At 40.7% G+C, this 23,778-nt stretch carries 18 protein-coding genes and 2 pseudogenes; 14 read left to right on the forward strand and 6 right to left on the reverse strand.

From position 1 onward, the window contains the following. Nucleotides 1–40 precede the first annotated feature (40 nt). On the forward strand, nt 41–1,438 hold the full coding sequence (locus NSR00_RS03995) for an acetaldehyde dehydrogenase (acetylating) (protein ID WP_340787157.1): 1,398 nt from the start codon (nt 41–43) through the stop codon (nt 1,436–1,438). A gap of 312 nt (nt 1,439–1,750) precedes the next feature. Here the strand turns inward: NSR00_RS03995 and NSR00_RS04000 are convergent, their stop codons facing one another. The 4 genes from NSR00_RS04000 to NSR00_RS04015 all read right to left on the reverse strand — a co-directional run bounded on the left by NSR00_RS04000 (nt 1,751) and on the right by NSR00_RS04015 (nt 5,443). Further along, nucleotides 1,751–2,560: a hypothetical protein gene (locus NSR00_RS04000; protein WP_340787159.1), complete on the reverse strand. Its 810-nt coding sequence runs from the start codon at nt 2,558–2,560 to the stop codon at nt 1,751–1,753. A gap of 376 nt (nt 2,561–2,936) precedes the next feature. Next, nucleotides 2,937–3,305: a hypothetical protein gene (locus NSR00_RS04005; protein WP_340787161.1), complete on the reverse strand. Its 369-nt coding sequence runs from the start codon at nt 3,303–3,305 to the stop codon at nt 2,937–2,939. A 596-nt stretch (nt 3,306–3,901) separates the two neighbouring features. Next, nucleotides 3,902–4,192 (reverse strand): AmiS/UreI family transporter, encoded by a 291-nt coding sequence (locus NSR00_RS04010; protein ID WP_340787163.1) that lies wholly within the window; start codon nt 4,190–4,192, stop codon nt 3,902–3,904. Nucleotides 4,193–4,261: 69 nt separating this feature from the next. Continuing rightward, nucleotides 4,262–5,443, reverse strand: coding sequence for an IS701 family transposase (locus NSR00_RS04015; protein WP_340787165.1), 1,182 nt, complete (start codon nt 5,441–5,443; stop codon nt 4,262–4,264). 135 nt (nt 5,444–5,578) lie between these two features. Here NSR00_RS04015 and NSR00_RS04020 point away from each other — a divergent pair. The 7 genes and pseudogenes from NSR00_RS04020 to NSR00_RS04050 all read left to right on the forward strand — a co-directional run. Further along, nucleotides 5,579–7,053: pseudogene (locus NSR00_RS04020) on the forward strand (transporter substrate-binding protein); the annotation flags it as partial. A 15-nt stretch (nt 7,054–7,068) separates the two neighbouring features. Next, nucleotides 7,069–7,341, forward strand: coding sequence for a helix-turn-helix domain-containing protein (locus tag NSR00_RS04025; RefSeq protein WP_340789131.1), 273 nt, complete (start codon nt 7,069–7,071; stop codon nt 7,339–7,341). Between the two features lie 597 nt (nt 7,342–7,938). Next, on the forward strand, nt 7,939–9,165 hold the full coding sequence (locus NSR00_RS04030; RefSeq protein ID WP_044897903.1) for an IS110 family transposase: 1,227 nt from the start codon (nt 7,939–7,941) through the stop codon (nt 9,163–9,165). A 208-nt stretch (nt 9,166–9,373) separates the two neighbouring features. Then, on the forward strand, nt 9,374–10,375 hold the full coding sequence (locus NSR00_RS04035; protein ID WP_327848778.1) for a formamidase: 1,002 nt from the start codon (nt 9,374–9,376) through the stop codon (nt 10,373–10,375). Between the two features lie 1,195 nt (nt 10,376–11,570). Further along, nucleotides 11,571–12,936, forward strand: a pseudogene (locus NSR00_RS04040) (ISLre2-like element ISGsp4 family transposase). A 189-nt stretch (nt 12,937–13,125) separates the two neighbouring features. Next, nucleotides 13,126–14,499 (forward strand): IS1380-like element ISGsp2 family transposase, encoded by a 1,374-nt coding sequence (locus tag NSR00_RS04045; protein ID WP_044899598.1) that lies wholly within the window; start codon nt 13,126–13,128, stop codon nt 14,497–14,499. 714 nt (nt 14,500–15,213) lie between these two features. Beyond that, complete coding sequence (locus NSR00_RS04050; RefSeq protein WP_340787167.1) at nt 15,214–15,354, forward strand: hypothetical protein; 141 nt, start codon at nt 15,214–15,216, stop codon at nt 15,352–15,354. A gap of 330 nt (nt 15,355–15,684) precedes the next feature. Here NSR00_RS04050 and NSR00_RS04055 read toward each other — a convergent pair whose 3' ends face one another. Continuing rightward, a complete protein-coding gene (locus NSR00_RS04055; protein WP_340787169.1) occupies nt 15,685–16,011 on the reverse strand; it encodes an AzlD domain-containing protein in 327 nt (108 codons plus the stop codon). After that, nucleotides 16,002–16,676 (reverse strand): AzlC family ABC transporter permease, encoded by a 675-nt coding sequence (locus NSR00_RS04060; protein ID WP_340789134.1) that lies wholly within the window; start codon nt 16,674–16,676, stop codon nt 16,002–16,004. The genes NSR00_RS04055 and NSR00_RS04060 overlap by 10 nt, the downstream gene beginning before the upstream one ends. A 911-nt stretch (nt 16,677–17,587) precedes the next feature. Here NSR00_RS04060 and NSR00_RS04065 point away from each other — a divergent pair. From NSR00_RS04065 to NSR00_RS04090, 6 genes are all read left to right on the forward strand, one after another. Continuing rightward, nucleotides 17,588–18,235: a TetR/AcrR family transcriptional regulator gene (locus NSR00_RS04065; protein ID WP_340787172.1), complete on the forward strand. Its 648-nt coding sequence runs from the start codon at nt 17,588–17,590 to the stop codon at nt 18,233–18,235. 96 nt (nt 18,236–18,331) lie between these two features. Beyond that, nucleotides 18,332–19,474: an acyl-CoA dehydrogenase gene (locus tag NSR00_RS04070; protein ID WP_340787175.1), complete on the forward strand. Its 1,143-nt coding sequence runs from the start codon at nt 18,332–18,334 to the stop codon at nt 19,472–19,474. Nucleotides 19,475–19,528: 54 nt separating this feature from the next. After that, nucleotides 19,529–21,181 carry an AMP-binding protein gene (locus NSR00_RS04075; protein ID WP_311067297.1) on the forward strand — a complete coding sequence of 551 codons (1,653 nt, stop codon included), beginning with the start codon at nt 19,529–19,531 and terminating at the stop codon, nt 21,179–21,181. Between the two features lie 10 nt (nt 21,182–21,191). Continuing rightward, on the forward strand, nt 21,192–22,547 hold the full coding sequence (locus NSR00_RS04080) for an acetyl-CoA carboxylase biotin carboxylase subunit (RefSeq protein ID WP_340787177.1): 1,356 nt from the start codon (nt 21,192–21,194) through the stop codon (nt 22,545–22,547). Nucleotides 22,548–22,631: 84 nt separating this feature from the next. Then, nucleotides 22,632–22,844, forward strand: coding sequence for an acetyl-CoA carboxylase biotin carboxyl carrier protein subunit (locus NSR00_RS04085; protein WP_340787180.1), 213 nt, complete (start codon nt 22,632–22,634; stop codon nt 22,842–22,844). Between the two features lie 12 nt (nt 22,845–22,856). Further along, nucleotides 22,857–23,765, forward strand: a complete 909-nt coding sequence (locus tag NSR00_RS04090) for a hydroxymethylglutaryl-CoA lyase (protein ID WP_340787181.1) — start codon at nt 22,857–22,859, stop codon at nt 23,763–23,765. Nucleotides 23,766–23,778: the final 13 nt, after the last annotated feature.

Genomic DNA, 23,778 nt, shown 5'->3' on the forward strand with positions numbered 1-23,778 from the left:
TGCTAGTTAAATGAAAACTATGAAAGGGAGCGAAGCAAAGATGTTGCGAGATATTGATTTACAATCTATCCAAGAAGTAAGAAATTACCTTGAGGAAGCGAAAACAGCTCAAAAAATAATGGCAAAGATGACTCAGAGCGAGATTGATCATATTGTTGAAAGCATGGTTAAAGCGGCAAGGGAAGAAGCTGAGCGATTGGCTGCTATGGCAGTCGAAGAGACTGGCTTCGGGAATGTTCCTGATAAAACAGTAAAAAATCTGTTCGCAGCGAATGATGTTTACAATTCTATCAAGGATGTGAAAACAGTCGGGATTATTCGTCGCGATGAAGAAAACCGCGTATGGGAAGTTGCTCAACCTGTAGGGATCGTTGCAGGAATTGTTCCATCTACAAATCCTACCTCAACAGTCATTTTTAAATCATTGATCGCAGTTAAAGCAGGAAATGCGATTATTTTCAGCCCTCACCCAGCTGCTGCAAAATGTACAACGGAAGCGGCAAGAATTATGCAAGAAGCAGCAGAGCGTGCCGGAGCACCAAAAGGTTTGATTTTGTGCATTACCCAACCAACATTGGCAGCAACAAACGAGCTGATGAAGCATAAATTAACTGATGTCATCCTTGCCACAGGCGGTCCTGGATTGGTAAGAGCTGCTTACAGCTCCGGAAAACCAGCATACGGAGTAGGTCCTGGAAACGTACCTGTATACATTCATGAAAGTGCCAATATCGAAAAAGCTGTTGAACTTATTATTGAAAGCAAAACTTTTGACTACGGAACAATTTGTGCTTCTGAACAAGCTCTTTTAGTGGATGAGTCGATTAAAGAGAAAGTTGTTGCAGAGATGACAAAACAAGGCGCTTATTTCTTGAATGAAGAAGAAAAACGAAAAGTAGAATCCATCATTCTCGTAAACGGTGGACTGAATGCAAAAATTGTAGGAAAGTCACCTCAAGTGATTGGTGAAATGGCAGGTATTGAAGTTCCGTCCGAGGCGAAAGTGATCGTTGCAGAAGAAACAGGAGTTGGGAAAGAATATCCATTCTCAATTGAAAAACTATCTCCAACTCTAGCATTTTATACAGTGAAAGATATGCAAGCAGCAAGCGAGCTTGCCCAAAAACTTCTTGATGCAGGCGGTCTTGGTCACACAGTCGGAATTCACGCTGAGGATGAAAAAGTAATCGAAACTTACACAATCGATAAACCAGCAGGACGTATCATTGTAAATGCCGGTACAACATTTGGCGCTATTGGCGCTACAGTGAACGTAAAACCGTCCTTGACTCTTGGCTGCGGTGCTATTGGCAACAACGTTACATCTGACAATGTTACAGTCAATCACTTGTTTAACATTAAACGTGTTGCATTTGGAGTCCGCCAAATGCCAAAAAAAGAGGAAAGTGCACAAAATGAACCTGCATTAACGAAATAACTTGACTGTCCATAAAAACTCTTTTGATAGATTAAAAGACTGTATCAAACATCTGCCATGTTCTTTGATACAGCTAAAATAATAAATTCAACACTCCGGAAGTGATAATGCGTTTACCCCCCTAAAAAAATTTAGTTGTAAGGACGATATTCAGTACAAAAATCCATGCAGGAGCATCTTTTCCTGCATGGATTTATTATTACACACATCAACTAGTAAGCTCGTGCAGTTCACTGGATCTATTTTAAAAAGTTTATTGTTAATTTAGAAATCGTAAAGTGGTAGCGGGAAAACTCCCAAAACAACACTAGATTATTGGTTGCGCTGCAAAAATAAAAAGCCAATCATTGCAATTAAAAGCATTTTATGATGCTTCGACAAGTTGTCAGAGAGCTCAACGATATCATTGTACACATCACGAAAAATATTCGTATATTCATGAGGGAAATATCCATTGTAGAAACGGGCCCACTGCCGACCTTCGGAATCTGTTAACGTAAAATCACCAGAAAAGGCCTTAACCTTAACAGGGAGAATCAGCTTATCATCAGCATCTCTCAGCTCACCTTTTATGTTGACTAGACTTTTCCAATCCTCTTGTACATATTCTCCCAGTTTTCGGCCATGTACATTCTTTACTGTTACAATCGACTTTTTCATTCCTTTTCTCTTAAAGGTAAACAGCACATTTCCTTTATTCGAAAAAACACCATAAGTAATCGGAAGCGCCATGATCAGTGAATCACGAAGCAGCAGGCTCATTGGGTAAAAAATAAAAGCAATACGGATTGGCTTAATCGTTCCAACAAAATGGCCGCTTTTTTCAAACAGTAGGAGACGAGGAAAAAAACCAAGATCTTTTTTTAAAACTAGATGATCCAACTCAAGGAGGGAAGCTTTTGACTCATGAATTTGAATATCTTTCACCTTGTTATATTTAATCTGGTTTGAAACTCCGGTAAAAAACAAAAAAAGACCTACAATACCTATTGAAGAAAGATTTAACCAATTTTGTAAAGAATCTGGTCGATCGATGAAAAAAACAGAAATACCAATGAGCATAACTATAGAAGATAGAGCAAATGCTGCATTCATTCTCCGTTTATACATAGTAGCAATCATCAAATCAACTCCAGTGAAACATAGGGAAGTCTTTCTACCTCATCAACTATCAGTTTAGATTAGTAGTTTATTGTATTCAATATTTTTTACATCCTTTTAGTAAAAAAATGGAGAAGACATCAAGATAGGCGGCTTTGAATTGCTCGTGCTCACCAGCCTTAGCAATCCTAAGTTATTCATTAGCACAATATGCCAAATAGAGAACTGTATGATTGGGCACGTTTTTTTATTTATTTTCAAAGGTCAGAATAAAAGTTTAAATACAGGTTCTTTGAATAAAATGGGAAAAAATTTTTGCTTTTTGTATGGTATTTCCAGGAAATAGCACAGGGTTAAAAAAAGAAGTGAGGTTATCACTTTTTGAGGTGGTTGTAGGTTACATAATTTTTTTTCGTAACGTACGGATGGAAACGTCATGTTCGCCAATAATTTCGTAAACAGATTTGAAACTTTCTTGGAGGTTTTTCATTTCTTTGTTTGTTTCCATTACAGCTTGTTTAATTGATTTTTGTTCCTGTTCAATCCGATTCAATCGCTCTTCAACATGATTTAAGCGTGTTTCTACTTGATCTAATCGCTCTTCAACCTGAGCTTCTACTCGATCCAACCGATTTTCGACCCGATTTAATCGATCATCTACCTGGTCCAATCGCATCCCGATATAATCTAGTCGATCATGCACATTTTTAAGATCATTGTCAATAGACATCACTTTTTCTAAAATTAAGTCGAGTTTTTGTTCCATTTTTTGACTCCTTTCAAAAATCTCCTTTCCTCAATTTTATTCGAATGAAATGGTTCTGACAAGTACGGATTGGGTGCCTTGAGTTGATTAAATGCAGTAAATGCCCGAGCATTAATAAAACATTTACATCTGAAAGACTATGTGACGATAAAGGGATTTATACTCAAACAAGTCGGTGGAATGTGTTGAAGATTATGCTTTCGCTTTATCATTCATAGTATGTTCGAAATATTAAAGAATAAGATAATTGAGAATTAAGGTATTTTTATGTAGAAAGGCATAAAATTGCTTTTCAAAATCAGGAATCTAAATTTTTCATCATCATCGAAATAAACCCTTTGTGTTGGTTGATCTTTATTGTTCAAACTGTTCAAGCCAATTAAATATTCGTCTTCATGCTGTTTTACAAGTCTTATTTTAATACAAAAGAAAATAATCAAATGCTAAAGTATAGAAAAAATCAATAGGTGATCCGAGCTCTATAATTAAGATTTTGTTGAAATGCTGTCTATTTTGACAGAAGTAGGTTTTGTTAATATAGATAGCGATAAAAGCTAGAATTGTTAAAATAGTTACTACGAAAGCAGTTTTTTATCCTACGAACTCCCATTGGTTAATGAGAAGAAGAAAGGGGGGAATAGTTGCTGTAATCCATGCTTGAATAAACGCGCCCCACCCAGTAAAGATAGCAATGTTCTTTTTTGTGCAAGCAGCAAGTAAAATAATGTCCATAGAATGGAGCACATAAGCCAAATAATACCGAATTTTATATCTTGCAGTTTAATAAAGTTTATATAGCTGTATCCTAAAGCAAGAATTGCTACCCATAAAGAGTACCAACCTAAACCTGAAGAGTTAAAGTTTTTTAGATTCGAAATTCCTAACATATAAATAACTGTAGTTGAGCAATTTTAATTACAATAATTACCATATAAAAGAGACAAACAGGGTACCCCTTATGCCACGTGGAGCTGTTTTTTCACGGTATCAATGGGAATATTTTGTTTCGCTGCACGGTAAATGAACTCCACGAGGCTATGTCCTTTTCTCTTGCGCAGAAGATCGAGCCCATCAGAAAAATCGCTGTTCGACTCGAACATGCTGTACACGTAAGCAAGCTGCACCAAGATCCAGTAGCGTTTCACCGCCCGACGTCCGCGAACGCGGTATCCATCGAGTTTCAGCTGGTCTTTCGCTTGACGGAAAAAACATTCGATCGACCAACGCTGGGCATAGTAGCGCAAGATCTCTTCATCGCTTAGATCCCGGTCGGTGCTCAAGACGCAGTGAAGATGTTCCGATGTCATCGGCTGATCGGCTTTCCAAGCCAACAACACAACGGCATCATCGAGACCTTTCAGCGATCCCTCGTAGCGATACACGCGATAACGCTCTTCTCCCACCGTGACGAGATGGGTGTCGTTCGGTTCGATATAGCGGGCAAACTGTTTGGCTTGGATGGCGATGCCTTTCGGATAGAGAATCCGGTTCGTTTTGAGCATCGCGATGACGTGAAATCCTTTTTTCAGACAGGCTTCCACGAGCGCTTGCGATGGATACCACGAATCCATCAGCACATAAACGGGACGGCGTACATCCAAAGAAGAAAGCATCTCGATCGCGAGTTCCCCCTTGCTTTTCCCAGCCGCCTTGTCGTAGAGGCGGAACGCAAAGGGAAAAGCCTGGGTCATCGTATGAACCATGAGCCAAACAAGAGAATGTCCCCAGATCGACTTTTTCTCTGTGTGAGAATAGTGCCAATCACACCCTTGAATGGCGTGCGTTGCCTGTGACGAAGGCTTGGTTTTTTGGCAAATCGTATCATCGATCGAAACAAAAAGGGGTTGATTCTCCTGTTTGGCGATGCGTTCGACACGACGAAGCATCCACTGTTGAAGTTTGCGAAGCAGCGTCTCTTCATCCCAAGGGCTTTTCGTGAAAAAATGGCTGAGTGTCGTGCGGTGGTTCGGATGAAAGCTCCAATGATGAAGATCGGTCAATGTTCCCGCAAATCCTTTGGTGGTCAGCGCATCCACGATATGAACGAGATGCTTCATGACAGGTTTTGAAAAATAAAGTGCCAACCCCAACATCGTGAAAAACTTGTGGATTCCTTGATGATGTGCTAATCTATTCATGAGACATGAACCTCCTTGTGAATAGTTTTGGTGACACATCTATTCTAATCAAGGAATCGGGTTCATGTCTCTTTTTTTGTTTGGTTGTAAATTTATGTTAGCGAATTTGCTCATCTACAGTTACCTTTTTATAAAATGTATTATGAATTAGGATTCAATCCTGAGGAAATGCCTATTATCAGCCCAATTACAACAGAGCTGGAGATACAAGCAATGGGGCCAAAATATGCAGCTGGTCATTACAGTTGTTTTAGTTATTTCCAGTCATTAGATATTCCTGAAAACGATTTACTTGTAAAAGGCATGAAAGAAAAATATGGGTTGGATACTGTTATTTCCTCGGTTATGTGCAGTACTTACATAGGGGTTCAAATAGTATTAGACGCGATATGTCATTTAAAATCTACAGAAAGAAAAAAATCACAAAATATTTATATGAGAAAGAGTTTTCATCACAGAGTGGAAAAATTAAAATAGAATCTAATCATCATTTGTCAAGAGAAATGAGGATTGGAAAAGCAAAGGAAAATGGACAGTTTGAGATAGTTTGGAGCTCGGAAAAACAAATTTTTGCTAGACCGCTTTTAACAAATACGCTTTTTGATTCTGTAGATGAAGAAGATATATGGAAAGGTTTAGTCGAAGAAATAGGGAAAGAGGTATCTGATGGAATTATCGCCGTTGACCAAAATGATAAGATACTATACGTAAATCCCCATGCTTTTGAAATAACGAAAGCTAAATCCGGTGATCTTTTCGATGAAGCGAACCTATTGGATATTGGTTATGAAGTAATGAAAAGGAAAATGAGAAAGCCGTACAACGCTTTTTTGATTTTTATAAAGAAAAGATCAGGACAAGCTATTCAGCAGTCAAATGAAAAATACCATTTTGGAAAAATAGCAACTTACAATCCGGCCTTTCAAAAAGAGCTCCGCATTGCTTCGATCTCCTCACAATTTGACGCCAATGTATTGATATTTGGGGAAACAGGAACTGGTAAAGAAGTTTTGGCAAGAACGATTCATGAGCAAAGCCCTCGCCGAAATGGACCGTTTATTGCTTTGAATGCCGGTGCTATTCCAAGAGAACTGATTGCCAGTGAGTTATTTGGATATGTGGAAGGAGCATTTACTGGTTCAAAAAAGGGTGGAAGCGTCGGGAAGTTTGAAGCTGCCAACGGGGGCACATTGTTTCTTGATGAAATTGGAGAGATGCCATTAGAATTGCAAGTAAGCCTTCTTAGAGTGTTGGAGGAGCGAAAAGTCGTTCGCATAGGTGACTATAAAGAACGTCCAGTTAATGTAAGGGTCATTGCTGCAACAAACCGCAATCTAAAAGAGGAGATTGCTTACCAAGGTTCTTTCCGTTCCGACCTGTATTATCGATTAAATGTATTTACTATTCAGATTCCTCCTCTTAGACACCGATTAGAAGATATCCCTTATTTATCTGCACAATTTCTGCGCCAGTTTCATCAGTATTATGGAAAAGGACCACTAGAGTTATGTGATTCCGCACTGCAAATGCTTCAGTCCTATTATTGGCCAGGAAACATTCGTGAACTGAAAAATGTGATGGAAAGGGCATTTCTTTTAGCAATTCATGAGACGAAAATCTGTCCTATGCACTTGCCTGAAGACTTCCAAAACTCCAGTACAATAAAACAATCTCATGTAGTTGGCAATCTAAAGTCTTTGGAAAAACAAATGATCGAGCAAGTTCTACAAGAAACAAAAAATATGACGGAAGCTGCGAAAATACTTGGTGTAACTCGTAGCACATTATACCGAAAAATGAATAAATGGAATATCCAAAAAAACGTTCAAAGGAGCAATAGTAGTTGTTTCGCATCCTTTTTAGAAAAAAAGCCGGTAATTAAATCGGATCTCTTTTGATTTTCCTTTTTTTCACTATTACAAAAGTAAATACGCTCTATTTTCATAGAAAAAATCCCCAAAAAGAATGATCAATCATTCAAGACAGAAAGGTGTACGCATTTTTATGTAATAAAAATTAACATGAAATTTGTTTTCTAGCAAAAATTCATTGATTTCAAACGTTTAAAAAACTCAAAAAATATGTTATAATTATGTTATATTTAATTACATTGTAGGTAATTATTTATAACAAATTAGAATTAGATCGTACTTTTAGTCATTTCCCAGCTTTAAAAAGCAGACTAATAAATATAAACAGCATTAATTTGACGGCAATAGTGATTTATCTGCATGGAAAAATTTCTAATTAGACCCCCATGCCGCAAAAGCGGCACCAGCAGATGATGAAAATAGTTCGTCCATGTATACTTAATCTTAGGCTGGCCAGCGAGGTCGTCTTACCTTGGTGCCATGAGCCCGTTAATTAGACAGACCCCGACGACCTGGTGCACCACAGACTGTTGCTCCCTGGGGAAGCACGCGGGATAGAATGACGTGTATGGTCGTTGCACCGCCAGCCTGTGTTTATTACATGTTAGGCATGGGGGAACGAACATGGACATTATCCATACTCATGTTTGTGGATTAGACGTTCATAAGAAGAACGTCGTCGCTTGTATTATTACTCCGGATCATCAAGAGATCCGCACGTTTTCTACCATGACTGAAGACTTGCTTATGCTTGTAGACTGGATCAAGGCGCATGGCGTCACTCACGTGGCCATGGAAAGTACAGGTTCCTACTGGAAGCCAATTTATAACCTGTTGGAGATGGAAGACATCAAGATTTTAGTGGTCAATGCCAAACATATCAAAAATGTGCCTGGTCGCAAAACAGATGTAAAGGATGCCGAGTGGATCGCTGGACTCTTACGCCATGGATTGCTACAAGGTAGTTACATCCCTGACCGCCAGCAACGGGAGTTGAGGGAACTCATCCGTTATCGTCGCAGCCTGATTGAAGAGCGGGCTCGCGAAATCAACCGCATCCAGAAGGTACTGGAAGGGGCTAACATCAAACTCTCCTCGGTGGCGACCAATGTGCTGGGCAAATCGGGTCGAGCCATGATCGAGGCTTTAATTAATGGTGAAACTGACCCCGATGTGCTATCCGAACTGGCTCAGCGCCGTCTCAAACGGAAGAAAGAGGAGTTGAAAAAGGCCCTGAAGGGCCTCATCGGCCCTCATCAACGCCTGATGCTTAAAACCCAGCTTGAGCATATTGATCACTTAGATGCCTTGATTGAAGAACTGGATGCTGAAATCAAGGAGCGGATGCGCCCTTTTGAAGATGACCTGGAGCGGTTAGATACGATCCCCGGCGTTGGTCGGCGCACAGCGGAGCATATTTTGGCTGAGATTGGCCCTGACATGACACAGTTTCCTTCGGCAGCTCACTTGTGTTCATGGGCAGGAGTCGCCCCAGGGAATAACGAAAGTGCCGGAAAACGAAAGTCAGGGAAAACCCGCAAGGGAAACCAGAAGCTTCGTAGCACCCTGGTGGAAGCCGCCCGTGCCGCTGCTAGGTCCAAACACACCTATCTATCCAGCCAGTACCACCGTATTGCTGCACGCCGGGGGGCCAATCGTGCAGCGGTTGCGGTCGCTCATAGCATCCTGACTATTGTCTACCATCTCCTCAAAAAGAAGCAGACTTACATCGAACTTGGTCCACATTACTACGAAGAACGCAAGCGCCATCAAGTCGCCAGACAAGCGATTCGGAAGTTGGAAACACTAGGGTTTAAGGTCATGGTAGAGCCGTCAAATCAAACAGCGTAGTTAACCGAAACAGTAACCATCAGGTGCATAAACATGACTTATTCCAGCAAATACCAATCTGCTGGTGTTAACACCCCCTGGATTTTTTGTGCTTTTTTCATGGACTTAAATTTTCGGGATAGAGTTAGTAAATATAGGAATGAATCTTTATGAGTCATTTCCTATTTAAAAAAATAAATTGAATTAAAAGAACAGGAGGAGTTTGATAATGGGAAGTATTGGAAGTATGACGAAGCCACCAGAAGGGTTTTTGGCAGCTTTAATTCAATATCCGGTTCCAGTAGTGGAATCCAGAAAAGATATTGAAAAACAAATTGAACAAATTGTTCGAACAGTTCATTCCACAAAAGCGGGATATCCCGGATTAGAGTTAATCGTATTCCCTGAATATAGTACACAAGGTTTAAACACAAAAAAATGGACTACTGATGAATTTTTATGTACAATACCTGGTCCAGAAACAGATGCGTTTGCGCAAGCATGTAAAGAAGCTCAAGTATATGGGGTATTTTCAATTATGGAAAAAAATCCAGACGGAGGACTGCCATACAATACAGCCATTATCATCGATCCGCAAGGCGAGATTATTCTTAAGTATCGTAAATTAAATCCTTGGGTTCCTATTGAACCATGGCAGCCAGGGGATTTAGGTATGCCAGTTTGTGATGGACCAGGCGGAAGCAAATTGGCAGTATGCATTTGTCATGATGGCATGTTCCCTGAAATTGCTCGAGAAGCTGCTTATAAAGGAGCTAATGTTTTAATTAGAATTTCGGGATACAGTACACAAGTAAATGAACAATGGATTTTAACGAATCGTTCAAATGCATGGCATAATTTAATGTATACATTATCGGTAAATCTAGCCGGTTACGATGGGGTATTTTATTATTTCGGAGAAGGCCAAATTTGTAATTTTGATGGAACGACATTGGTTCAAGGACACAGAAATCCTTGGGAAATCGTTACGGCTGAAATATATCCGAAACTGGCAGATCAAGCACGTTTGAATTGGGGGCTTGAAAACAATATATTTAATTTGGGAACGAGAGGTTATGTAGCTGTTCCAGGCGGTGTTAAAGAAAATCCTTATACATTTATCAAAGACTTGGCTGAAGGCAAATATAAGTTGCCATGGGAAGACGACATAAAAATTAAAGATGGCTCAATTTATGGATATAAGAAAAATGAAGTCATTCAAGCTAAATAGCGGTAAAAGTAAAGAGGGTGCCCCAAAAGTTGAATATCGGGCACCCCTTTCTTTTGAAACAATAATTCACCGCAAACAACGGTACAGAAGGGACGGTTATTTTATGGATAATAAGTAACAAATGATTTATTCCCTGTTTTAATATTTCCAATTTTAAATTGTTTTCAAGAAAAATAAACTGTTTAACGAACTTTTTTCCTTTTTAAACCGAAAATTAAGGAATATAGTTGTTAAAGTATAGAAACAGCTATGAAAAAATTTAGCTATCAGAAAATTTTTTAGATGAAGAGCGGTATTGGAAAAGGGGACAAAAGAATGGACTAAGATTATAGTTGCAACGAGTGTATAATTATGTGCAGTTAATGATAACAATGAAATGGTTCTTATGATTCTTTGAATATTCCGGGATATGAATACGAATGACTCACGTCGTATTGATAAAAACAATTTGACCATTTGTCACATTATTTTAACTAGAAGAAAGGATCATTTATAATATTTACAAATATCATCTTAAGATTATGTAAATTTTTGATCGAAAATAGTTAGACAAAAGAGAATATACAAATGTCTGAAAATTGATCTGTTTTTGTATTAATATAGATGCTGATACAAACTCATGGTTTGTCCAGAGATAAAGAAAGAATACAACGGATAGTTCAAATCAACGAAATATTTTCCGAGTTATAAAAAAACAAAAAATTCTTGATGACAAAGTTGATACTATTTTTCTCACAATTAGCAATTTTGGATAAATATTGGTTATTCCATGGACAATAAAAATTTAAGTTGCGCTGGAAGGCGTTAAAGCGTCAATATCACAATTGTACTGCACTATAAAGTCGATTGGGAAAGTTGTGCAATTTTGTTACAGATCATTTTTCAAAAGAGTAGTATCTTTTGAGCTGGGGTTAATTACTAATAGTAAACAAGCAGTTTACATGACGGTGAAGTTGCCTATATTATATCAAACCGAAAATTCATTGAATTTCAAAAACTGAAAGTGTGAGTAAAATGTTTGTGGGAGAAATTCTTAGAATTCCCCGATGAGGGGGTTGGGAACGTAGGTTCGCAATCCCCCTCATCGGGGCCACCAAGCGAAGCGCGGTAGGATCCCAAGCAGGAAACATGAAAAGGACTCTCTCCCTGGTAAGATGATCATTGTCCACACCATCAAACAGGAGGAGAGAGTCCCATGAATATTCAACAACATCTTACCACAAATTCGTTGACATGGAAAGAGATCGAACTTGATTTGTTTCGAGCCCTGCAAAACGCCTTCGCTGAGCTGTTTACGGCTCTGTTGGAGGACATCGACCGACAATTGGCGGAAACCCTTGACAAGCGCCGGTACCACTTGAAAGACAAACGACGCACCACGATTCAAACCCTGTTTGGCGAAGTTACCTTTGAGCGAAACTACTATTTAGACCGAGAACAAAACCGTTACACGTTTTTGCTTGACTCCTTTTTAGCGTTTGATGGATCACAGTCAATCAGCCCTTGTCTAGAAGAAACAGCGGTGGGATTGGCTGTGGAGTGCTCTTCCTATCGCAAAGCGGCTCATACGCTTGCCCAGATGGTCGGGTATCCGGTGATGAGCCATGAGGCGATCCGCCAGTTGGTGCTCGAGGCTGAAGTTCCGCTGCACTGCCCGGTTGACCAGCGATATGGACGGGTGCTGTTTGTGGAGGCCGATGGACTGTTTGTCTCTCGCCAAGGGAAGGGAAAACGGGCCAAGGAAGACAAAATCCTGACCGTTCACGAAGGGTGGAAGCGCAACGGCTCACGGATCGAATTCGTGAATCAGCGCCATTACGTCCATGAGGGCAAGAGGGAGGTGTGGGAAGGCTTCGAGGAATTTTTGATGAACGAATATGCCTATGATCCGTGTCGGGATCTTCTTGTCATCAACGGGGACGGCGCTCCATGGATTACCGCGTGCCGGGAGTATTTCAAAGGACGGGTCTGCTTCCAATTGGATCGATTCCACGTGGCGCGTGAGTTGCGCCAATGCCTCTCGGGCCATCCACGGTGGCAGGCGATTCGGCAAAAGCTGGCGAAGCAGGATGAAGAGAAGCTGCTTGTGGAACTGAACAGCGCCCTCGGCACGCTGGGGGACGAAGCGAAAGAACAACAGCTGGCTGCCTTGATCCACCGGATCGAATCGATGCCGGGATGCATCCGTGATTACCGGGAATGGCTGAAGGAGCAAGGAGTGGACACAACGGGCATGTATCCGATGGGGAGGGCTGAAAGCGTGATGAGCCAGCTGGCGTATCGGGTGAAATACCGCCGCAGTTGGACAGACAAGGGACTCGGGGCGTTTTTCAAGGCAATGATTGCCCGGATGGATGGGATTCGTCTTTTCGGACGTCGTTTAGGAGAAGAATCGTCGCATCCGGCGGAGGAAACGGCATCTACCAAACAGACGATCGTGAACAAGGCGAAACAACGCGTCCGCCGTCTTCTTCCGGAGGTAACGCGGAAACAAGCCATATTTACAGCAATCGTCCGGGACTCCGATCTATCATGCCCTGTCTGAACTCAAGGGATGGTAAAAAATGGTATACATATCGGTCTGTCATGGCAAGGGATGAGAGTCCGAAAGCGCTTACGGATGAAATTCAAAAAAATGGTTCGCTGACTTATGACCTGAATCCGTGACAAAACATCTTTACAATGGTCGCAAACCGTTGATACGATAAGGGAAAACGACGTTGACGATTCTTCATCAAGTAGGTGATGTGATGAAAGATTTCCCGATTCGGTTTGTATTGACAGATGAAGCGATTACCCCAAGTGCTGGGCTTGCTCTCGTTGGCTACTTACTCCATCGAACGAAACTGGATAAACGGGTAAACGCACTTCGGCTTCCAACGGTTCGTCGAGAAGTGCACATTTCCCATAGCGATGTCATTCGCTCGATGATTGGCTTGCTTGCCACAGGAAAAACGGATTTCGATCATATCGAAGCGTATCGTCAGGACGATATCTTTTCGGCATCGATGGGGATTCAGCACGTGCCTTCCTCTCCAACCTTGCGACAACGACTCGATCAGCTCGCTTGTCTTCCGATGACCGAAACGATTCTTTGGGAGGAGTCCATACGTCTGTTGATTCAACGACATGCCACTTTGTCCCCTTGTTGGACCAAAGGAAAGACGACATGGCTTCCCCTTGATATAGATGGTTCCCCATTTGACAACTCCGATACGAAAAAAGAAGGAGTCAGTCGAACGTATAAAGGATTTGACGGTTTTACACCGTTGTTTGCGTATGCAGGGAAGGAAGGGTATCTCGTTCATGCCGAGTTGCGTCCAGGGAAACAACATGTGCAAGACAACATGCCCTCGTTTTTAGTCACCGCTATCCGTCGAGCTCGTCAACTGACTTCATCTCGTCTGCTTGTTCGCATGGATGCAGGAAACGATGCAGAAGCGAATGTGCACGTATGCCTAAAGGAAGACGTGGACTTTGTCATCAAGCGAAACTTACGCCGAGAATCGAAAGCGCTTTGGTTCCAGATCGCTTCGCAAAAGGGCAAACGTGTCGATGATGGACAAAGCGAAGGAGTACAAACCTATGAGCTATGCCTTCCACAGAAGGCAGCGATCGATGGAAACACGTATACGTACGTTCAAGTCACCCAAGTGACGGAACGGACGATGGAACGCAATGGACAGCTGATGCTCGTTCCTGATTATGAAGTGGAAAGCTATTGGGTGCGGCTCAAAGGATACGAGCATGTTCGAATGAGCGATGTGCTCGCGTTGTATCATGACCATGCGACATGCGAACAGTTTCATAGCGAACTGAAGAGCGACTTAGATTTAGAGCGGCTTCCATCTGGGAAGATGAAAACGAATGCGCTCGTGTTGGTCATGGGAGCCTTCGTTTACAATCTTCTTCGTCTGATTGGACAAGATCTATTAAGCGATCCGAGACATCCGTTGCACCACAAAGTGAAACGCCGCCGCATCAAGACGATTATTCAGACGGTGATCACGATGGCAGGGCGACTCGTCCGTCGATCACGACAGATCTGGATGAAACTGACGCGAAGGAGTGGCTATAGCGAGCCCCTACTGAACGTCTATCAGAAATGGAGAGAGGCAAGATAACGAACGAATGTTCGGGCACTGATGTCCAACGTCACTCCCTGTGCTTTTTTGTCTATTTTTTTGGTTCGTATACCTAAAAAAGAGATTTGTTCCATTTTCGGAAATAGAGATGACATAGGTCATAAGCATAAAAGGGGTTTTATGGATTATCAATCCATCAAAATTACAACAAAATCAAAGTCGATTTCAATTCATCACGGATTCAGGTTATGACTTACATCTTTTTATTTAACCGAGAGAATGTTTTATTAATTTGAATCGGAAAATCAAACAGATGAAGGAGCAATGACTGTGAATACATGCTAGAGAAGCCTTGCGACAAGTAAAAAATTTATTGATTATGCTTTAAGCAATCGTTACTTGTTTATTTCAGAAATAAAAAAAAATAGAACAATGTGCTAAATGAACAATAAAACGAAATAAAGAAAGAAATTAAACAAGAAGGTAAAATACAAGTTTAAAAGGAAGAAAAAGGATTAAAAACGGAAAATCATTTGAGGACTTCGAACAAATGGAAAGAAAAAAGATACTCTTCACCTCCGAATATACATACTTACAGAAGGAGCGGGGCTAGAACAAACAATCAACAATACATTAACTTATTTTTTAAGTTTTAAATAAAAATGTTATGTTAACTTATGAGAAGAAGTGAATACAACTAAAGCCACTGCCTCTTATTTCTCAACAATTAGAAAAAAGAGGGTGGATGATTAGATGGATTGGGGCTCAATCATTTTTCAACTGATCATGTTTACTTTTGCACGTGCAGGGTTCTTTACAGTCAAACCATCTCAGTACTTTGGGGAATTAAGAGATTGGGATTATTTCTATGGATTTTACTTTGGCGGCAGATAAACGTAAGCATGAAATAAGGAAAGGAGACATAATTGAAAAATGATTCGTAATTTTTCTTAAAAATTTGAACTATATCTTTCAGATGGTGATTATTGTAGTGGGAATTATACGAACTATTTTTTCAGTGTGAAAGATGTATCCCCATGTGAATTTGAGGCAGTTTATTTAGCTAACCGGGAAAAAGCAACTGATTAGGCTATTTCTCTCTGTTTAACGTGTCCGTTTTCTTGGTATAAGACAACTAGTTGCACACCCTTTTTATATCTGCTTACTTGACAGGGGAAGACTAATCTTACAGTCTTTTTATAAATCTTCCCCTTAAAATTACATTTAAAAAATCCATCTTAATAAACTGACAGATATCATTCCCACTAAAACAGCTCCTAGTAGACTTCTAAATAATAGAGCAACTAAAAAAGTAGGTATAATAGCCAATAATTCAAACTTATTTGCCATCGGAGAAAGTTGACCATCATCAAATAAAAGACTCTGTGTCAATAACGCCGCCATAACAGTAACGGGGACAAAACTAAGCCAACTTAAAAACCACTCAGGAAGTTTGATTCTGCTTAAGAATAACAAAGGCACTACTCTTGGGATTAATGTAACAATACCTGTTCCAAGTATGATTAAAAAAATCTTCCACCTTACTTCCATTTTTTCATCACCATCCCAACGGTTGAACCTATAATAGTCGCAATCATGACTCCCCACATCCCTGGTATAAAAAAATTAACAACAAGTAAACAAACAACTGTAAACATTGCTATGCCTATTTCTAACAGCTTCTCATTTTTACAAATAATTTGAAATACTAATAATCCAGCAAACATAGCTGGCAACGCAAAGTCCATTCCGATAGCCTCCGTATTGGTTACCCATCCTCCCATGATGGCTCCCAAAATATTTGCGAAAAGCCAATTGACATAAGCTGTTATATTTAACCCTAGTAGCCAAGAAAAACTAGCTTCTTTTTTGTTTGCAAGATAATTAGAAGCTACTCCAAAAGTTTCGTCTGTTATTTGAGAACCTATTAAAAAATTTTTCCACAGGCCCATATGCCGACAATAAGGGGCTAGAGAGGCACTAAATAAAAGATGCCGAAGATTAACTAAAAAAATTGCAAAAATAATAGATGGAACAGGACTGCCAGCTGTAATCATCCCAGCTGTAACAAATTGCCCAGAACCTGCATAAAGAAAGAGAGACAATAAAGCGATTTCCAACACACTAAGACCTGCCGCTTTTTCTACAACTCCAGCAGCAAAGCCAATACTTAAATAACCAAATATGGTAGGTAAACAGGCCTTTACTCCTTCAATAAAATTATCACGATATTTGTTTTATCTCTTACATTTAAAATAGTTTCTGGCACGAGTCATCCCCTCCCTAGTTTATAATAAACTAAACTTATACTAAACGAATTATATGTATAACAGTCAATATGACTATATAACACTATATCCGTAATCAAATAGAAGAATGAATTCAAATTGAAAATCCACATAGGCTAGAAGTTTAATGGCCAAAACGGTTTTCATTTGCACGGAAATCAATTTGTATCTATATACGAGTGGAGGAAACTTGTGAAGATTAAATTGAATCAAAATGCCAGTATCCCAAAGGTTCAACAAATTTTTATTTGGTCTGGTTTTTTATCTGAGGGGGAACGATTGCCTTCAGGGAGATTTCAAGAGGTACCTACTTATCCAACTGCACTCAAATGTATTCCGATCCTGCGGTGCGAACATTGTATCTGTACCAATGGATGAAGATGGAAACATGCAAACTTAGATTAATACATACTATTTTCCAAAATTGTTTTAAGTCAGAAGAAAACAACTATTAACTCTTGTGCGAAGATATCAAACGATTGTTTTATAAGAGAGAAAAACAAACAAATCAAAGAAATATCTATGTCTTCTTGATCAGTTCCTTATCTACAACACTCATCTGGAAGCCTGTTGTATCATGCCTTGATATCGATGAGATTGGATTTTAAAAAATCCTAAACGGTGCTGCACAAGCAAACTAAGGAGTTAGGTAAACGCTTTCAAATATAGATAAAAAATTTTCTGTACAAAAAGAGAAAATACCCACAAAATTTTGACTCGATCTTATTAAACGAGGATTGACATTTGGGGCATTTATTACGTATTTTATAGATAGCAGCTATAAAATATTTAACTTTTCCGAAAATTGTGTTAATATAAGTTAATGAAGGAGATTTTCTATGGCAAATAAAACTTTAAAAGAAAGAATTATCGATACGGCTCTGCATCTTTTTGAACAATACGGCTATCATGGGGTTACTGTCGATCGGATTGTCACAGAAATCAACGCATCAAAAGGCGGCTTTTATCATAATTTTAAATCAAAAGATGAACTTCTTTATCACATTCACGACGTGTTTATCACCTATGTGCTCAACAAGGCACAGGCGGCCTATGAAAACTACAAAACCCCAACAGAGCGTTTATGTGCTATTATTCAATCATTTGTAAAAGTATTTCATTTATATAAGCCGCATATAACGGTGTTTTATCAAGAAAGCAATTATTTAAAGCCGGAGTATGCACAAAAAATTAATGAAAAGCGTGATGAGTTTAAGCAGGTGATTTTTCGGGTCATTCGCGAAGGAATTGACGCAGGCGAGTTTCGCCCAGAGCTTTCAGTGGAAATTACAGGAATGACGATTATTGGCATGGTGAACTGGACGTATAAATGGTATAAGCCGGAAGGACCGATGACAATCGAGCAAATTGCCGACTATTTTATTGATTTTATTTTGCATTCTGTCCTTACAGAAAAGGCTAAGCAAAAAGCGGAAAATATCATTTATTTCATCAAAAGCAAGCAGGTTTCGCTTCAATCATTTTAAAATTTAAAAAATGATTTTTAGTTAACGTAAATTTTTCATGAAAAACAAACCGACTAGTCGGTTTTAGAATAATATGTTAGAAATGGGGGAGAGAGCATGAATTTTGAACTTACAAAAGAGCAACAGATGATTAAAGAAATGGTAAGGGAGTTTGCTGAGAAGGAAATTGCACCAAACGCAGCGAAATGGGATGAAGAAGCCTATTTTTCCATCGAAATATTCAAAAAGATGGGAGAGCTAGGGCTATTGGGAATCCCGTTCCCAGAAGAATATGGCGGAGCTGGTGGCGATACGATTTCATATGCTGTTGCTGTAGAAGAAATTGGCCGCGCCTGTGGCGGAACAGGTCTTAGCTATGCTGCTGCTGTCTCATTAGGTGCAAGCCCTATTTACTATTTTGGTACAGAAGAGCAAAAGCAAAAGTGGCTTGTTCCGATGGCAAAAGGAGAGGCGTTGGGAGCGTTTGGGTTAACTGAACCGAATGCTGGTTCAGATGCTGGCGGAACCCGAACGAGAGCGGTGCTTGACGGAGATGAATATGTGATTAATGGAGAAAAATGCTGGATTACGAATGCAGGGCATGCAAGACAAGTGATTGTCACCGCAGTGACCGGAAAGGATGACAAGGATAAAAACATCATCTCTGCTTTCATTGTTCCAACAAACGTTCCGGGATTTACGATTCAATGCAATTACGACAAAATGGGTGTCCGTGCCTCGAATACGTGCGAGCTTGTGCTTGAAAATGTACGCGTGCCGAAAGAGAACATATTAGGGGATCCGGCAAAGGGATTTAAGCAATTTTTATATACTCTAGATGGCGGTCGCATTTCGATTGCTGCTCTTGCCGTTGGCATCGCTCAAGCCGCGTTTGAGAAAGCGCTTCAATATGCGAAGGAACGGAAACAATTTGGTCAATCCATTTCTAAATTCCAAGCGATTCAATTTAAGCTTGCCGATATGGCGATGGAAATCGAATTAGCCCGCAGCATGGTGTATAAAGCGGCCTGGCTAAAAGATCAAGGGAAACCGTTTACAAAAGAAGCCTCTTTCGCTAAACTGTTCGCTTCTGAAGCTGGCTTCCGCATATGTAATCAGGCAATTCAAATTCATGGAGGATACGGGTATATGAAAGAATATGGGGTCGAGCGCCATTTGCGCGATATTAAGCTCATGGAAATTGGTGAAGGCACATCAGAAATTCAGCGGATCGTTATTGCCCGTCAGCTTGGATGTTAAAGGACAGAAAAATGGAGAGGATGAAAATTTATTTAAACAAAGGAGGCGCATGTTATGACGGAGATGTTAGAGGTTACGGTTGGCAAACTATTAGAAGAAAAAGCGAATGCTTATCCAGAGCATGAGGCTGTTGTGTATGCAGATCGCGGACTTAGAATGACATACAGGCAGTTTGATGAATATTGTCGTCTTGTTGCTCGAAGCTTAATGAAACTGGGCATTCAGTCAGGAGAGCATATTGCAATTTGGGCAACCAACACTCCTGAATGGCTGGCATGCCAGTTTGCTACAGGCAAAATGGGGGCTGTACTTGTGACGGTCAACACGAACTACCGTACAGCTGAATTAGAATACTTATTGAAGCAATCAGATTCCACGACCCTTCTTTTAATCGAACAATATCGCGATACCTCTTACATTGACACGATCTATGAGATTGCCCCGGAGTTGTACGAATGTCAGCCAGGACAGCTGAAGGCGAAGCGTCTTCCACGTCTAAAAAATGTCATCGTTCTTGGTGATAAGCGTTACCCTGGCACATATACATGGAATGATCTTTTGGCGATGGCTCAAGATACCGCTGAAGATGAACTCGATCAACGAATGAACTCCCTTGACCCGCATGATGTCATCAACATGCAATACACTTCAGGAACGACAGGATTTCCAAAAGGAGTTATGCTCAGCCACTACAACATTATCAACAACGCCTACAATATTGCTCAATGCATGAAACTCACGAAAGATGATCGTTTATGTATTCCTGTGCCATTTTTTCACTGCTTTGGCTGCGTGCTTGGCGTCTTAGCATGCGTCTCTGTCGGCGCTACGATCGTACCAATACAAGAATTCAATGCTACCCAAGTGCTTCAAACGGTTCAAGACGAAAAATGCACCGCTTTACATGGTGTGCCGACCATGTTTATTGCTGAGTTGAACGATCCTGATTTCGAAAAATACGATCTGTCTTCATTGCGGACAGGAATTATGGCGGGATCAAATTGTCCAATTGAAGTAATGAAGGCGGTTATCGAAAAAATGGGAGCCAAAGAAATTACGATTGCTTATGGACAAACTGAATCTTCGCCTGTCATTACTCAGACGAGAACGGATGATCCTATTCATTTGCGCGTCGAGACAGTCGGGCGTGCTCTTCCAAACGTTGAAGTCAAAATAGTCGAACCAGGCACAAACAAGGAAGTACCGTACGGTGTGCAAGGAGAGCTATGTACGCGAGGGTATCATGTCATGAAAGGATATTATAACAATCCGGAAGCGACGAAAGAAGCGATTGATGAGGAAGGATGGCTCCGTACAGGCGACTTAGCAATAATGGATGAAAATGGATATTGCCGCATTACTGGAAGACTAAAGGATATGATCATCCGCGGCGGAGAAAACATTTATCCACGGGAAATTGAAGAATTTTTATATCAGCATCCGAAAATTCTAGATGTTCAAGTGGTCGGTGTACCTGATGAAAAATACGGAGAAGAAGTAATGGCGTGGATTATTTTAAAACCAGGGCAAACTGCGACGGCTGAAGAGGTTCAAGAATTTTGCCGCGGAAAAATATCGCGTCATAAAATCCCCCGTTATATTGAATTTACCGATTCGTATCCGATGACAGCATCCGGAAAAATTCAAAAATTTAAATTGCGCGAGCAGGCTAAACAAATTCTTAGTACAAAGACAACCCATGAATAGGAGGAGTTGCATGTTTAAAAAAGTGTTAGTGGCCAATCGGGGAGAAATTGCAGCTCGAGTCATTCGAACGTGCCGGCGGTTAGGAATTCAGACAGTAGCCATATACTCAGAAGCAGATGCTGATTCGCTCCATGTAAAATGGGCAAACGAAGCTTATTTAATTGGAAAGCCGCGTGTCAACGAAAGTTATTTGAATATTGACAAAATCATTGAGGTTGCAAAAGTGACGAAAGCTGAAGCGATTCATCCAGGATATGGTCTCTTGTCGGAAAACCCGACATTTGCGCACCGTTGTGAAGAGGAAGGAATTGTATTTATCGGACCGAATGCTGATGTTATTGCGAAAATGGGAAGTAAAATTGAGTCGCGGAAAACAATGTCAGAAGCAGGCGTGCCGATCGTCCCCGGCATCTCCTTTCCACTTCAAAATGTTGAGGAAGCAGCAAGCACAGCAGCGACGATCGGTTATCCTATTATGTTAAAGGCGTCTTGCGGCGGTGGCGGCATCGGAATGCAAATCGTCCATAATGAAGAGGAATTGCACAAAGTGTTTGAAGGCAACCAAAAGCGGGCGACTTCCTTCTTCGGCGATGGGGCAATGTATTTGGAAAAGTATATTCAGAATCCGCGCCATATTGAAGTTCAGCTTCTTGCTGACCACTACGGGAATTATGTGTATTTATGGGAACGTGAATGTTCGATTCAGCGGCGTCACCAAAAGGTGATTGAAGAAGCTCCTTCTCTGTTTTTAGATGAGCAAACAAGAAAAAGAATGGGGGAGACAGCCATTCAAGCTGCCCAATATATCGGTTATACAAATGCAGGAACGATTGAATTTCTTGTTGATGAACAGAAAAACTTCTACTTTCTTGAAATGAATACGCGTCTTCAGGTAGAGCATCCAGTAACTGAGGAGATTACCGGTCTGGATCTTGTCGAAGAGCAGCTGCGCATCGCTGCCGGGGAAAAGCTCGGCTATAGCCAAGATCACATCCAGCGTCAAGGGCATGCCATCGAAGTGCGGATTTACGCGGAGGATCCAAAAACATTTTTTCCATCCCCCGGAACCATTACTGCGCTTCAATTACCGGAGGGAAAGCATATTCGCAATGAAACAGCTGTTCAAAGCGGAATGGTCGTAACGCCGTTTTATGATCCAATGATTGCTAAATTAATTGTAAAAGGCGAAAACCGAAAGGAAGCGATTAATCGCATGCTGCAAGCGCTTGGCAGCTATCAAATTGAAGGAATAAAAACAAACATTCCAATGCTAAAAGAAGTGTTGACACACCCAGAATTTCAAGCGGGACATACAACAACTGATTTTGTAAATCGGCATTTAAGCAACGTTTCTATCAAAAAATAAGATGTTGACTAAGTCTTCCACTTTTCTTGATTAGAGAGTGGAAGACCTTCAATCTGCAAGCTCAGGAAATGGAGGAGTAAAAAGATGAATGAAATTGTTGCAATAATGGCAGGGAATGTATGGAAAATTGTTGTTTCTGTCGGTGAAAACATTGAGGAAGGGCAAGATGTCGTGATTTTAGAATCAATGAAAATGGAAATTCCTATTGCTGCAGAAGCAAGCGGAATCGTTAAAGAAATTCATGTGAAGGAAGGCGATTTTGTCAATGAAGGTGACATTTTGCTTGAATTTGAATAAGAGGTGAGGCGCGTGGGCAACTGGCCTAAACACGTTACGATTAAAGAGGTAGGGCCTCGTGATGGGCTGCAAAATGAAAAGACAGCCATTGCGACTGAAGATAAAATTGCTTGGATCAATCAGCTTTCCAAAACAGGGTTGACGTACATTGAAATAACATCATTTGTTCATCCAAAATGGATTCCGCAGCTAGCCGATGCGTTAGATGTTGCAGCAGGAATTGAACGAGCTCCTGGTGTTACTTACGCAGCGCTTGTTCCGAATCAAAAAGGGCTTGAAAATGCTTTGACGACTCAAGTTGATGAAATCTCTGTATTTATGTCTGCAAGCGAGACGCATAATCAAAAAAATATTAATAAATCAATCTCTGATACCTTTCCTGTCTTAACAGCTGTTGTTCAGGAGGCAAAGCGTGCTAAGAAAACCGTTCGCGGCTATCTTTCAACGGTTTTTGGTTGCCCTTATGAGGGGGAAGTTTCCATTGAGCAGGTAGCTGCTATATCAGAGCGGTTGTTTGAAATGGGAGTGGATGAGCTTTCTTTAGGTGATACGATCGGTGTTGCTACCCCTCGCCAAGTGGAAGCTGTGCTCAACTCGCTTCTAAAGAGATTCCCGAAAGAAAAGCTATCCATGCATTTTCACGATACAAGGGGAACAGCCTTAGCCAATGTGCTGCTTTCATTAGAAATGGGGATTACGACTTTTGACAGCTCGCTTGGTGGACTGGGCGGCTGTCCGTATGCACCGGGAGCTTCCGGAAACGTAGCGACTGATGATTTATTATATATGCTTAATGGCATGGATATTGCTACAGGCATTGATGCTGGGCGGTTAACGGAGGCAGCGCTATTTATTCAAAATAAAATCGGTCGAGCGCTCAATAGCCATTATTTGCAAACCGTTGATCCTTGTTTGTCCTAATAAAGGAGAGTGA

This window comes from Aeribacillus sp. FSL K6-8394 (assembly GCF_038008865.1).
GTDB classification, from domain to species: Bacteria; Bacillota; Bacilli; order Bacillales; family Aeribacillaceae; genus Aeribacillus; species Aeribacillus composti.